At 74.5% G+C, this 12,526-nt stretch carries 11 protein-coding genes; 4 read left to right on the top strand and 7 right to left on the bottom strand.

Annotated elements, in window-relative coordinates; all coding sequences use genetic code 11:
- Positions 1-66 precede the first annotated feature (66 nt).
- Together ACWDAS_RS24435 and ACWDAS_RS24430 are read right to left on the bottom strand one after the other, a co-directional pair.
- The gene (locus ACWDAS_RS24435; RefSeq protein ID WP_450394554.1) at positions 67-903 is read right to left on the bottom strand and encodes an MOSC domain-containing protein; all 837 of its coding nucleotides are present in this window, start codon (positions 901-903) and stop codon (positions 67-69) included.
- A gap of 61 nt (positions 904-964) precedes the next feature.
- Complete coding sequence (locus ACWDAS_RS24430; RefSeq protein WP_450394552.1) at positions 965-1,486, bottom strand: DUF6643 family protein; 522 nt, start codon at positions 1,484-1,486, stop codon at positions 965-967.
- A gap of 335 nt (positions 1,487-1,821) precedes the next feature.
- On the opposite strand from ACWDAS_RS24430, the gene ACWDAS_RS24425 reads away from it, so the two are divergent.
- Positions 1,822-2,955: a glycosyltransferase family 4 protein gene (locus tag ACWDAS_RS24425; RefSeq protein ID WP_450394549.1), complete on the top strand. Its 1,134-nt coding sequence runs from the start codon at positions 1,822-1,824 to the stop codon at positions 2,953-2,955.
- On the opposite strand, the gene ACWDAS_RS24420 is transcribed toward ACWDAS_RS24425, so the two are convergent.
- Positions 2,928-4,154: a glycosyltransferase gene (locus ACWDAS_RS24420; protein ID WP_450394547.1), complete on the bottom strand. Its 1,227-nt coding sequence runs from the start codon at positions 4,152-4,154 to the stop codon at positions 2,928-2,930. The two genes, ACWDAS_RS24425 and ACWDAS_RS24420, sit on opposite strands and share 28 nt — an antisense overlap.
- Positions 4,155-4,211: 57 nt before the next feature.
- On the opposite strand from ACWDAS_RS24420, the gene ACWDAS_RS24415 reads away from it, so the two are divergent.
- Both ACWDAS_RS24415 and ACWDAS_RS24410 read left to right on the top strand, forming a co-directional pair.
- Complete coding sequence (locus ACWDAS_RS24415; RefSeq protein ID WP_450394544.1) at positions 4,212-5,000, top strand: glutamate racemase; 789 nt, start codon at positions 4,212-4,214, stop codon at positions 4,998-5,000.
- An 82-nt stretch (positions 5,001-5,082) separates the two neighbouring features.
- On the top strand, positions 5,083-5,610 hold the full coding sequence (locus ACWDAS_RS24410; RefSeq protein ID WP_450394542.1) for a hypothetical protein: 528 nt from the start codon (positions 5,083-5,085) through the stop codon (positions 5,608-5,610).
- A gap of 44 nt (positions 5,611-5,654) precedes the next feature.
- Here the strand turns inward: ACWDAS_RS24410 and yicI are convergent, their stop codons facing one another.
- The 4 genes from yicI to ACWDAS_RS24390 form a co-directional block, all read right to left on the bottom strand.
- On the bottom strand, positions 5,655-7,997 hold the full coding sequence (gene yicI, locus ACWDAS_RS24405) for an alpha-xylosidase (RefSeq protein WP_450394540.1): 2,343 nt from the start codon (positions 7,995-7,997) through the stop codon (positions 5,655-5,657).
- Positions 7,994-9,391 carry a GH1 family beta-glucosidase gene (locus ACWDAS_RS24400; RefSeq protein WP_450394537.1) on the bottom strand — a complete coding sequence of 466 codons (1,398 nt, stop codon included), beginning with the start codon at positions 9,389-9,391 and terminating at the stop codon, positions 7,994-7,996. The genes yicI and ACWDAS_RS24400 overlap by 4 nt, the downstream gene beginning before the upstream one ends.
- A 97-nt stretch (positions 9,392-9,488) precedes the next feature.
- Positions 9,489-10,526, bottom strand: coding sequence for a LacI family DNA-binding transcriptional regulator (locus ACWDAS_RS24395; protein ID WP_450394534.1), 1,038 nt, complete (start codon positions 10,524-10,526; stop codon positions 9,489-9,491).
- Positions 10,527-10,766: 240 nt separating this feature from the next.
- The gene (locus ACWDAS_RS24390) at positions 10,767-11,864 is read right to left on the bottom strand and encodes an O-antigen ligase family protein (RefSeq protein WP_450394532.1); all 1,098 of its coding nucleotides are present in this window, start codon (positions 11,862-11,864) and stop codon (positions 10,767-10,769) included.
- A 166-nt stretch (positions 11,865-12,030) separates the two neighbouring features.
- Between ACWDAS_RS24390 and ACWDAS_RS24385 the strand changes: the two genes are divergently transcribed.
- Positions 12,031-12,516, top strand: a complete 486-nt coding sequence (locus tag ACWDAS_RS24385; protein ID WP_450394529.1) for an NUDIX hydrolase — start codon at positions 12,031-12,033, stop codon at positions 12,514-12,516.
- Positions 12,517-12,526 lie beyond the last annotated feature (10 nt).

Below are 12,526 nucleotides of genomic sequence, written 5' to 3'. Positions count from 1 at the left end.
AGAGAGAGTCATCTCACGCGGACGTCCCTCCGGGCTCCCGGACCGTGCCGCGGCCTCGGGACGCGTTCACTCCATCACCGACAACGCGTCTCCCACCCGGAGTGTTCCGGGTCGCACGGGCACGAGATTCTGTCCGAAAACCAGTCTGCTCCCGAACCTGCGGTGCCGCGCCAGGGTGCGCAGCGGCTCCCGGCCCCGGGCCGCGGTCGCCTGGTCCGTCGTGGTCACCACGCAGCGCCCACAGGGCTTCACGACGCGGAATTCGACTTCCCCGATGCGGATTCGGGACCAGGTGTCCTCGGCCCAGGCCTCGGTCCCCGCGATGACCGCGTTCGGGCGGAAGCGGTCCATCGGCAGCGGGCCCTCCTCCGGGTGATCGCCCGCGGCGATCAGCGCGTTGAGGGCGGCCAGCGAGCCCTCGGTCGTCACGAGCAGCGGGAACCCGTCGGCGAAGCTGACGGTCTCACCGGGACCCGCGTAGTCCGGATCGATCGGGCGGCGGCTCGCCGGATCGTCGAGATGGACGAGGGAGACCTCTGTCCCCATATACGCGCCGAACCAGGCGGCGGCCGTGTCCCCCGCGGGCACGGCCTCCACCTTGTCACCCCATATGTGCACCGGAACCGTCATGGACGGCCGCGGTGCGGCGACCTCCAGTGCCGGCATCCCCGGAGCGGTGAGCAGCAGCCCACCGCCGGGGGACGACTCCGCGCGTGCCAGGGCCAGCCGGGGCTGCTCCCGCTGCGTGACGCATCGTCCCGCGGCGTCGGCGAGCATCCACCGGCGGTCTCCGGCGAGCCCCCACGGCTCCACCACCGCCTCGGACAACCGCTGTCCCCCCAGGGATTTGACTGGGTGGACGTGCAGTGCGCTGAGGTGGGGTGTCGGCGTCGGTGTCGTCATTCCGCCATGGTGCCAGGCGGCCCGGTCACCCGTCGGCGGGGGACCGTGCCACCCGTCGGCATCAGCCCGAGTAGTAGCCCTGGCCGAGGTTGCGCCGCTGGTACGGCTGCTCGTCGTAGCCACCGGGCGCCATCGGGCGCGGGGGCACCGGACGCGGCGCGGCCGCGGGGCGCACCTGCTCGTAGCCGGCCGGGCCCTGGTACTGCTGCGGGGCCTGCGGCGCCTGGTACCCGCCGTTGTAGGCGGCGGGCCGGGGCGCGGTGGCCTGCTGCGGGATGTACGGGGCCGGCGCCTGCTGCAGCTGGGCGGGCTGCTGCTGGTAACCGGGCGCCGAGTAGCCGGAGTACGTGCCGTGCTGCGGCGTGCTCGGGGCGGAGGAGTGGTGGGAGGGACCGGCGGGCAGCGCGGGGAGCGCCGCCGGCAGGGCCGGGAGATTGCTGCCGGTCTCGTACGCGGACGGTACGCGGATCGGTGCGATCTGAGGGGTGCCCCGCTCTGCGACCAGGCTGTCGTAGATGGGGGTGTCGGGGAAGAACGGCGACGTGTAGTAGCCACCGCCGTAAGAACCGCGGGGGGAGGTCATAGCCCATAAGTTAAGCCCACGATGTGCTGGTTGGGGAGACCGATTAGCAGGTCATTTCATGTGCAGCGAGTGACGGCTGACCCCTATTGCGAGCGAATCGGAGGAAATCGGTCCGCGCGGGCCGTTCGGATCGCGTAAATGCGCTGGGCCTGGGGCGTTACCACTCGTCACGCCTGTTCGGCGACGCGGGGAAGTACCCGGTCGGGTGGTGGCGGAGGGTAATGGTCCGGACACTCGTCCGTACCGGCAAGTCACCCGCACGAAGGAGGATCGCGGCGTTTCCGTGACTCCGGTGAACTTCGTCCCGCGAGGCCCCCGATATGCCACAGTGGGCCATGCGTGTCGCCATGCTTTTCGGGCAGACCCGGCCTGCGCGGCCGGAGGAGTGGCACAAGGCCGCGGCCACCGTCGCCGACGTGGTCGACGTGGTCGCCGTCAGGGAGTTGACCCTCCCCGCCGTCCGCGGCCTTCCCTACGCCGGCCGCGATCCCGAGCGGCCGCACCATTACGAAGTCGCCGTCCCGCACGGCGGCGCCCTGGCGCGCCGGGTCACCGCGGGCCGCGTGGACAGCGTGCTGCGCCACGAGGCCGCCGAGTGCGGCCGCTTCGATCTCCTCCACGGCCACCTCCCCGGCGCCGACGACCTGCTCCCGCGGCTCGCGCGGACGGCGGGGCTGCCGTACGTGCTGACCGAGGACGACCCGCGCCTGTTCGACCACCCCGCGCGACCGCTGGCCGGCCTCCCCGCGCGGCGGGCCCGCGCGCGCCTGTACCGTGAGGCCGCCGCCGTCCTCCCGGTCAGCGACGCCCTGCTGCTCCGGCTCGGCGAACTCCGTCTTCCCGGGCGGCACCGGGTGGTCCCGCACCCCGTGGGTCCCGAGGCGCTGCCCCCGGTGCCCGCCCGGGCCCGGATCAGTCAGGACCCCGTGCGAGTGGCCGCCGCCGGGCGCTTCGAGGCGTACGAGGGCTGGGAGGTACTCGTCCATGCCTTCGCCGCGGCCCGGGTCGAGGACCCGCGCATGCGGCTGGACATCGTCGCCGAGGGGCCGGCCGAGCTGCCCGCCGACCTACGGGAGCTCATACGCAAGTGCGGGGTGGCGCACTTCGTCACCGTGCGCCGGGCACGCGGCCGGGCCGAGGCACTGCACGCCGTCGCGCACGCCGACCTCTTCGCGGTGGCGAGCCATGTCGAGAGCTTCGGCGTGCGCGCGCTGGACGCCGTCTGCTGCGGCACCCCCGTCGTCGGCACCCGCACCGGCGCGCTGCCCGAACTCGTGGGCCACGACGGCGGGCTCCTCGTCGACCCCGGTGACGCACCCGCCCTGGGCAGGGCGCTCGTGGAGGCCGCGGCCAGGCTCTCCGGGCGCCGGCCCGCCGCGCTCGCCGACCGCACCCGGCGCCGCTTCGGCACGGCCGCCGTCGGCGCCCGCCTTGCCGTCGTCTACGCCGAGGCGTCGGGCCGCGCATAGGTGCGGCCCTTCCAGGCGGCCCCGCGGCCGCGGCCGTGCTGCACCGCCGAGTCGACCGTCATCAGCAGATAGAGCACCGCCGTGAACGGCAGCAGCGTCGCGAGCCACAGCGGCTGCCGGTAGTAGCGGAGCATCGGCGCATAGGTACCGCACATCAGCGACCACGCCGCCGCGCCCGCCGCGCACAGCCACCAGCGCCCGGTGAGGGCCCCGCCGATCGCGGCGAGCGGGGGCAGCACGTAGACCAGCAGCAGGCCGAGCACGGTCCCCGCGAGCAGGACCGCGCTGTGCCGCAGCTGCGCGTACGCGCTTCGCGAGACCATCCGCCACAGTTCCGAGAGAGCGGGGTAGGGGCGGACGCTGTCCACCTCGTCGGCCAGCCCCAGCCAGATCCGCCCGCCGCCGCGCTTGACCGCACGGGCCAGCGCCACGTCGTCGATCACCGCGTGCCGGATCGAGTCGGGCACGCCGGCCCGCTCCACGGCCGTGCGGCGGATCAGCACGCACCCCCCGGCCGCCGCGGCGGTCCTGGCACGCGGCCGGTTCACCCAGCGGAACGGATACAGCTGCGCGAAGAAGTAGACGAAGGCGGGGACGATCAGCCGCTCCCAGGCGGTGGCGACCCGCAGCCGGGCCATCTGCGACACCATGTCCAGGTCGTCCGCCCGGGCCGCCGCCACCAGATGACGCAGCGAGTCCGGGCCGTGCGCGATGTCGGCGTCCGTCAGGAGCAGGAACTCCGGGCCGCCGGACGCCGTGGCCGCCTCGATGCCGTGCCGCACCGCCCACAGCTTCCCCGTCCAGCCCGCCGGGGGCGGACCCGGGGACACCACGCGCAGCGGCAGCCCCGCCGCGCGCTCGCCGAGCACCCGGGCCAGCTCACCCGTGCCGTCCGTGCTGCCGTCGTCGACCAGCACCACCTCGGCACGCCCCGGGTACCGCTGCGCCAGGACGCTCGGCAGGCTCCGCGGCAGCACCTGCGCCTCGTCGCGCGCCGGGACGACCACCGCCACGTCCGGCCACGGCCCGGGCTGCGCGGGCTCCCCGGCCCCGGCGGCGGCCGGCAGGCGTACGTCCGTCCGCCAGAACAGCCCCTGTGCCAGCAGCAGCCACACCCACGCCAGCAAGGACACCACGGTCACCCACGTCAGCCACGTCACCCCCGCAGTCTGCCGCCGTCGCCGGTCCGCACGCGCCATTTCCGCCGGTGCCACCGCCGGGCAGGCCGACAATCGCATCGCGTAAGGTTGTCCCCCGTGAAGATCGCGCTGTTGGACTCCGGTATCGGTCTGCTCGCCGCGGCCGCCGCCATCCGCCGGCTGCGGCCCGACGCGGATCTGGTGCTCTCCTCCGACCCCGACGGGATGCCCTGGGGCCCGCGGACCCCCGAGGACGTCACCGCGCACGCCCTCGCCTGCGCCCTCGCCGCCGCCGAGCACCGGCCGGAGGCGCTGATCGTGGCCTGCAACACGGCCACGGTGCACGCCCTGCCCGCCCTGCGCGCCGCGCTCGAGCCAGCCGTCCCGGTCATCGGCACCGTCCCGGCGATCAAGCCCGCCGCCGCGGAGGCCCGCAAGGTGGCGATCTGGGCGACCCCGGCGACCACCGGCAGCCCCTACCAGCGCGGGCTGATCGAGGACTTCGGCAACGGCGCCGCCATCACCGAGGTGCCCTGCCCCGGCCTCGCCGACGCCGTCGACCGGGCCGACGAAGCCGCGACCGCCGCCGCCGTCGCCGCCGCGGCCGCCCTGACCCCCTCGGACGTCGAGGCGGTCGTCCTCGGCTGCACCCACTACGAGCTGGTGGCCGAGCGCATCCAGGCCGCCCTGGCCGCCCCCGCCCGGCTGTACGGCTCGGCGGACGCCGTCGCCGCCCAGGCGCTGCGCCGCATCGGGGCCGGGCCCCGCCCGGACGCCGCCCCCACCGGGAGCCTCGCGGTGATCCTCAGCGGCCGGGCGGGTGCCGTCACCCCCGAGGCGCTGGCCTACGCCGAGGGAAGGTTCCTCGGCTCTGTCGCGGCGCCCGCCGCGGCCGAAGCGCGCTGACCCGGCACCTCCGCGTCTCCGACCGTCCGTTCCCGTCCGCACAACGGTGCCAAGTCGCCGCGGGATGAGTAGGCTGCGCACTATGACGGACGCGCAGCGTGACGACGCGCGTACATCCCAGGTGTGGACGGGCCACGCGAGCAACCGCTACCAGTGGCTCCTCGGGGCCGCGGGAGCGGCCTGCATGGCGCTCGGCATCGAGCTGGCCGTGGACTCGCCCTACACCTCGGGCAGCGTGGCGCTGGTCATGTCGGTGGTGGGCTGCATCGCAGCGGGGCTGCTGGTGCTGTTCGGAACCGTCGCGTTCACGCACGTCCGCGTGAACGTGGACCGCGACGGCCTCCAGGTGCGCTGCGGCCACATCGGGGTGCCCCGGCGCCGGTTCCGCTGGGAGGAGATCAGCGACGCGCACCTCGCGCCCGTCGTGAGTCCCCGCCACTGGGGCGGCTGGGGCTACCGCTGGCGGCCCGAACAGGGCACGGCGGTGGTGGTCCGCCGCGGCCCCGGCGTCGTCGTCGACCTGGGCAACGGCCGGCAGTTCACCGTCACCGTGGACGACGCCGAGGGCGCCGTCAGGGCCATCCGCAGCCGGCTGGGCCTGCGCCCGTAGGCCCTGCCGGGCCCCGGGCGCGGCCCCTCACGGCCGGCGCGCGGTCACGACCAGCGCGCGCTCACCCGACCGGTGCCCGTGTCGCACGCCAGGAGCACGCCCAGCGCGGTGCGTTCCACCGACGCGGCCCCCTCGGTGCCGTCGATGTCCCGGGCGCCGACGAGCAGCACGTTCCAGGGCGTGGCCGGCGGGCGCTCGCCCTGGGCCTCGACCTCGACCGTGTCACCCGTACGGCGTACCCGGAAGACGGCGGCCGTCGAGCCGTCCGGCGCCGGTACGCAGGTGATCGTCTCGCCGCCGTCGTCGGCCAAGGCGTGCACCCGCAGCGTCACGCCGTCCGCCCAGTCGTACTCCGGACCCTCCTCGGACGCGCCGAACGGCACCACCGAGCCGGGCCGCGCCAGCAGCGGGAGCGTGTCGAAGCCGTGCGTCTCGCGCCGCCAGCCCGGGCCCTGGACGCGCTCGCCGGTCAGCAGGTGCGTCCACGTGCCGTCCGGGACGTAGTACTCGACCTCGCCGTCCGCGCTGAAGACCGGCGCGACGAGCAGATCGTCGCCGAGCATGTACTGCCGGTCGAGGTGGTGGCAGGCCGGGTCGCCGGGGAACTCCAGCACCATCGCCCGCATCATCGGCGTGCCCTCGTCGCGGGCCTGCAGCGCCGTCCGGAACAGGTACGGCATCAGCCGGTTCTTCAGCCGGGTGAAGTCACGGGTGACGGCGACGGCCTCGTCCCCGAACTCCCACGGCACCCGGTAGGACTTGCTGCCGTGCAGCCGGCTGTGCGAGGACAGCAGACCGAACTGCACCCAGCGCTTGAACAGCGCCGGGTCCGGCGTCCCCTCGAACCCGCCGATGTCGTGGCTCCAGAAGCCGAAGCCCGACAGCCCCAGCGACAGGCCGCCGCGCAGGCTGTCCGCCATGGCGGTGAACGTCGACTCGCAGTCGCCGCCCCAGTGCACCGGGAACTGCTGTCCGCCCGCGGTCGCCGAGCGGGCGAAGAGCACCGCCTCGCCCTCGCCGCGCTCCTCGCGCAGCAGCTCGAAGACGACCTCGTTGTACAGCTGCGTGTAGTGGTTGTGCATCCGCTCCGGGTCGGAGCCGTCGTGCCACACCACGTCCACCGGGATGCGCTCGCCGAAGTCGGTCTTGAAGACGTCGACGCCCTGCCGCAGCAGCGCGCGCAGCTTCTCCGCGTACCAGGCGCGGGCGGCGGGGTTGGTGAAGTCGACCAGGGCCATTCCCGCCTGCCACAGGTCCCACTGCCACACGTCGCCGTTCGGGCGCTTCACGAGGAAGCCCTCGCGCACGCCCTCGTCGAAGAGCGCCGACTTCTGCGCGATGTACGGGTTGATCCAGGCGGAGACGCGCAGTCCGCGCTCCTTGAGACGGGCGAGCATCCCCTCGGGGTCCGGGAAGACCTCCGGGTCCCAGGTGAAGTCGCTCCACTGGTACTCGCGCATCCAGAAGCAGTCGAAGTGGAAGACGCTCAGCGGGATCTCACGGTCCGCCATCCCCTGGACGAAGTGGCTGACGGTCGCCTCGTCGTAGGAGGTGGTGAAGGACGTGGACAGCCACAGGCCGAACGACCAGGCGGGTGGCAGCGCCGGGCGCCCGGTGAGGGCGGTGTAGCGCGCCAGGATCTCCTTGGGGGTCGGCCCGTGGACGACGAAGTACTCCAGCGACTGGTCCTCGACGCTGAACTGCACCTGGCTGACGACCTCGGAGCCGATCTCGTACGAGACCTTGCCCGGGTGGTTGACGAAGACGCCGTAGCCGCGGTTGGTGAGGTGGAAGGGGACGTTCTTGTAGGCCTGCTCGCTGATCGTGCCGCCGTCCGCCTGCCAGATGTCCACGGTCTGGCCGTTCTTCACGAACGGGGTGAAGCGCTCGCCCAGCCCGTACACCTGCTCGCCGACGCCGAGCGAGAGCTGGGCCAGCATGAAGTGCCGGTCGTCCGCGTCGGTGACGAAGCCCGCGCCGCGGGCTCCGACCGAGGTGAGGGTGCGGCCGTCCGCGGTGAAGTCCAGCTGCCACGGGGCCGCCGTGTCGACGCGCAGGGTCAGCTCGCCGGAGGTCAGCTCGACCACCGAGCCGTCGCGCACGGTCTTGCCCGGGCCGCCGTCCGCCGCGCCGGGCAGGCCGAACTCCGGGCCTCTGCGCGCCTTCCCGGCCAGGTGGGTGGTGCGCACGCCGATCACGCCCTCGGCGGGGGACCAGCACTCGACCTTCAGCAAGGGGCTGTTGAGCGTGTCGCCCCGGTGCCGCACCTGCTTGACCGGCGCGTGGAGGGTGAGCCGGTCGTCCGCGACGGCGACGTCGGCGACGGAGGCGGCGTACCGCGCCGTCACGCCCGGACGCATCATCCAGTAGCCGTCGGTGAACTTCATGAACGCTCCTGCCTTCCCGCGCGGTGGGCGGTGATCAGCTCCCGGTACCAGGCGTAACTGGCCTTGGGCGTGCGCTTGGCATCGTTGTCGTAGTCGACGTGAACGATGCCGAAGCGCTGGCCGTAGCCCCGGGCCCACTCGAAGTTGTCCAGCAGCGACCAGACGTAGTAGCCGCGCACGTCCATGCCCGCGTCCATCGCGGCGAGGAGGGCGTGCAGGTGGTCGCGGAGGTAGGCGACGCGGTCGGTGTCGTCGACGCGGCCGTCGGCGGACAGGACGTCGGCCTCGGCCGAGCCGTTCTCCGTGATGAAGGCGGGCGGCAGCGACGGGTAGCGGTCCTTGAGCTCCAGCAGCAGCGCCGTGAACGACTCCGGAACGACGGGCCAGCCCATGGTCGTGTGCCGCGTCCCGTACGGATCGGTCTCGCGTACGCCGATGTCGACGGCGGTGCGGCGGGCCGGGTCGGGCTCGTGGTGCGGGGCGTCGGTCACGGTGAGGGGGCGGTAGAAGTTGAGGCCCACGAAGTCCAGCGGGGCTCCGATGATCTCCAGGTCGCCGTCGCGGCGGTACGAGCCGTCGGCGAGCGCGCCCCATGTCTCGGCCTCGCCGGTGGGGTAGCGGCCGGCGAACAGCGGCTCGGTCCATGTGTCGTTGTGCAGCGTCACGGCCCGGCGCAGGGCGGCCAGGTCGGCGGCGGAGTCGCTCGCGGCCTCGATGCGGTCGAGGTTGAGGGTGATGCCGACCTCGCGGGCACCCGCCTCGCGCAGCGCGCGGACGGCCAGGCCGTGGGCGAGCAGCAGGTGGTGGGCGGCGGCCAGAGCGCCGGTCCCTTCCTGCGCGCCGGGGGCGTGGCGGCCCTCCGCGTAGCCGACGAAGGCGGAGCAGTAGGGCTCGTTGAGGGTGATCCAGCGCTCCACGCGGTCCCCGAGCCGCTCGGCGACGGCGGCCGTGTACGCGGCGAAGGCCTCGGCGGTCGCGCGGTTGCGCCAGCCGCCCTCGTCCTCCAGGGCCTGCGGGAGGTCCCAGTGGTACAGCGTCACGGCGGGGGCGATACCGGCCGCGAGCAGGTCGTCGGTGAGACGGTCGTAGAAGTCCAGGCCCTTGGCGTTGACCGCACCGCGGCCATCGGGCACCACACGCGGCCAGGCCACGGAGAAGCGGTACGAGTCGACGCCCAGGTCGGCGAGGAGCCGTACGTCCTCGGTGTGGCGGTGGTAGTGGTCGCAGGCGACGTCGCCGGTGGCGCCCTCGGCGGTGCGGCCCGGGGTGTGGCTGAAGGTGTCCCAGATGGACGGCCCGCGGCCGTCCTCGTCGTGGGCGCCCTCGATCTGGTAGGCGGCGGTCGCCGCGCCGAAGCGGAAACCGGGCGGGAAGACCGGGAATTCGGTGGGCATGGGGAAGTGCTCCCTCGGCTGGGGGTGAGTACAGGGGTAGGGGTGCTGCGGACGGGACGGTGGGATACGGGGCGGGTCTCCGGTACGGGTGACCCGTTCAGGCGTCGGTCGTACGGGGCCGGGGCGGGGCGATGCGTGGGCCCGGCTCGAGAACCGGGGGGATCAGCCCGTGTCCAGGCGGGGTCAGGGGCGTGCCCTGGGCGTGTGCGGCGATCGCCTCCACGGCGAGCCGCGTCACCTCGGAGGACATCTCGGGGACGGGCAGTTCGATGCGCGGCAGGTCCTGGCCGCCCAAGTCGTCCGGGAGGTTGCCGACCGCCACGACCGCCAGGTCCTCGGGCACCCGCAGCCCTTCGGCGGCCACGGCGGCGAGGATGTGCGGGAGCGCCGCCACGTGCTGCACCGCCAGTGCCGTGGGCGGGCGCTCGCCGCGCAACAGCGTGCCGATGCGCCGCGCGAGCCGCGCCATGTCGCCGGTCGACTGGTGCACGCGCACGTCGGCCCCGGTCTCCGGCGCGGCGCGGCGGGCACCGGCCACGCCCCGGATCGCGTAGCCGCGCCGCGCCTGGAACTCGCGCTCCGTGGTGGCCAGGTACGCGATGTCCCGGTGCCCGGCGGCGGCGAGTTCGTGGACGGCGAGGGCGGCGGCCGCCTCCCAGTCCAGGTCGGTCCACGGCAGCGCGGCGTCGTCGGCCGAGCGTCCCAGCAGCGCGGTGGGGAAGCCCAGTTCGAGCATGGCCGCGATCCGCGGGTCCTCCATCTCGACGGCCATCAGGATCGCGGCGTCCGCCTGACCGCTGCGCGCGATGCGCCGCAGCCCCGGCACGCCCTCCTGGGCGGTCATCAGCAGGACGTCGTAGCCGTGCGCGCGGGCCGCGTCGCTGATGTCGATCGCGAAGCGCCCGTCGACCGCCCGGTAGCCGCCCGCCGCGCGGGGGAGGGCCAGCGCCAGCACGTTCGTGCGTGTGCTGCGCAGGGTACGGGCGCTCGCGCGTGGGTGGTACCCCAGCTCGTCGATCGCCTGCTGCACGGTCCGGCGGGTGTCCTCGGAGATCTTGCGCGAGCCGCTCAGGACGTACGACACGGTGCTGGGCGCGACCCCGGCGCGCTCGGCGACGTCCTTGATCGTGGTCATGCGGCTCCTTCGCGACCTTGATTCCGCCACTGTGTCGAATCGATTCGTCGAATCGATTCGACCACTCCGGAACACGATGCTAGGCCGCCGCCCCGGGGTGGAGCAATAGGCCCCCGGCGGGAGTCCCGGGACCGGCCCGGCGCCGGTGGACGGCGGCGCCGGGCGCGGTCGGGGAACGGTTCGGTGCCGTCATCCGAGGGTCACCGAGGTGGCGCGCGCCGATGTGACGGGGCGGGTGCCTCAGGTGCCGCCGCCCCGAATGCGGTCCGGGGATTCGGCGAGCGGGCGGGAGGTGGCGAGGCCGGCCAGGAGGCCGGCGCCCGCGGTGACGGCGGCGTAGCTGAGGACGTGGTCGACGGCGGACTGCATGGCGAGGCCGGTGAGGGCGGCGCCCGCGGAGAGGACGACCGGGGTGGGGCGCGGGGAGCGCAGGAGGGCCCAGAGCAGCCAGCCGTAGGAGGCCGCGAGGAGGGTGACACCGGGGACGCCCTGCTCGGCCGCCAGCTGCAGGGGTGCCGACTGCGGTGTGCCGGCGCCGGGCGGTGACGGCGCCGCAGCTTGGCCGGACTCGCCGAAGCGGGCCGGCCCGATCCCGCGTACGGGGTTCGCACGGGCGGTCTCCAGCGCGTCGTGCCACAGCCGGACGCGGGCCGGGGTGAGCTGCCCGGACAGCGACGACGAGAGCCCCGGGGGCAGGGCGTCGACGGCGACGGCGCAGGTGCCGCCGACCGCCACGACGGTGGCCAGGGCCAGGCCCGCGAGACCGACCGAGCGGCGCGTGCGGTCGGCGGCCAGGGAGCACAGGATCACCCCGAGGGAGGCCGCGAACCCGGCGGTGGAACCGACGGCCAGCGCCAGCGCGGCCGCCGTGGCGCCGAGCAGGCGCAGGCCCAGCCGCAGCGGGCGCTTTCGGGTGGCCCAGGCGGCGGAGCAGGCGGCGCCGGTGGCGAGCACCATCAACGCGGCGTCGGCGTCGGCATAGCCCAGCGGAGGCGTGCCCGGGCCGCCGGACAGGCGTCCCGGCGGGGCGAGCATCAGGGCGACCGCGGCGAGGGCCGCCAGGGCGGGCACGGTCACCGGCCGCAGGGCGCCGCCGATGCGGCCGGCGGCGTATCCGGCGGTGACCGCCAGGACCGCCAGGAGTACCCCTTCCGGGCGGGCCGGGCGGCCCGCGGCGGCGGCCAGGGACCACACCGCGCAGCCGGCGAGGATCAGCGCGCCGGCCGCGTCGGTCCATCCGGAACGCGGGCGCTCGGCCGGGCCGCCGTCGCCGCCACCGCCGTGACGGCCGTCGCGACCGTCCAGTCCGGCCCGCGCACCGCCGGTTCGCGTGTCCATCACCCGCACCCCCTGACCCCCGGGGAACCCCCCGACCCCGGGCTCACGGTAACGGCTGGGGCGGTGGGATGTGGAGATCTCGTGCGGGAACGGGGACGACGGTGCTCCCGGGTGCTCCCGGGTGTGATCCCCGGGAGCACCCGGGCGAGGACGTAGGCTCGGGGGCGTGCCGATTCCCGAATTCCTCCGCGAACTGCGGGCCGTTGTCGGCCACCGGCAACTGCTCCTGCCCGGTGTCACCGCTGTCGTCCTCGACGACGACGGCCGCGTCCTGCTCAACCGCCGTGCGGACAATGGTCGTTGGTCCCTGATCGGCGGCATCGCGGAACCCGGTGAGCAGCCCGCCGAGACCGCCGTCCGCGAGGTGCTGGAGGAGACCGGCGTCCGCGCGGTCGCGGAGCGCGTCGTCCTCGTCCAGACCATCGACCCGGTGCTCTACCCCAACGGGGACCGCTGCCAGTACGTGGACATCACCTTCCGCTGCCGGGCGGTGGGCGGGCAGGCCCGCGTGGCGGACGACGAGTCGCTGGAGGTCGCCTGGTTCGACGTGGACGGCCTGCCGGATCTCGGCAACCACGGACGGCTGCGGCTCAAGCACGCGCTGACCGACGGCCCCACCTGGTTCGAGCCCGCGGGACCGCCCGAGGAGTGAGTGTGCGCGG

This window comes from Streptomyces sp. NPDC001070 (genome assembly GCF_053598835.1).
Note: the sequence above shows the minus strand (reverse complement) of the source record. Positions and strands in the feature narration are given on the sequence as shown.

Bases quoted from the DNA above. Each gene is read 5' to 3' on its own strand.
- ACWDAS_RS24435 (WP_450394554.1), bottom strand. From the start codon at position 903: ATGACGACACCGACGCCGACACCCCACCTCAGCGCACTGCACGTCCAC.
- ACWDAS_RS24430 (WP_450394552.1), bottom strand. From the start codon at position 1,486: ATGACCTCCCCCCGCGGTTCTTACGGCGGTGGCTACTACACGTCGCCG.
- ACWDAS_RS24425 (WP_450394549.1), top strand. From the start codon at position 1,822: ATGCGTGTCGCCATGCTTTTCGGGCAGACCCGGCCTGCGCGGCCGGAG.
- ACWDAS_RS24420 (WP_450394547.1), bottom strand. From the start codon at position 4,154: ATGGCGCGTGCGGACCGGCGACGGCGGCAGACTGCGGGGGTGACGTGG.
- ACWDAS_RS24410 (WP_450394542.1), top strand. From the start codon at position 5,083: ATGACGGACGCGCAGCGTGACGACGCGCGTACATCCCAGGTGTGGACG.
- yicI (WP_450394540.1), bottom strand. From the start codon at position 7,997: ATGAAGTTCACCGACGGCTACTGGATGATGCGTCCGGGCGTGACGGCG.
- ACWDAS_RS24400 (WP_450394537.1), bottom strand. From the start codon at position 9,391: ATGCCCACCGAATTCCCGGTCTTCCCGCCCGGTTTCCGCTTCGGCGCG.
- ACWDAS_RS24395 (WP_450394534.1), bottom strand. From the start codon at position 10,526: ATGACCACGATCAAGGACGTCGCCGAGCGCGCCGGGGTCGCGCCCAGC.
- ACWDAS_RS24390 (WP_450394532.1), bottom strand. From the start codon at position 11,864: ATGGACACGCGAACCGGCGGTGCGCGGGCCGGACTGGACGGTCGCGAC.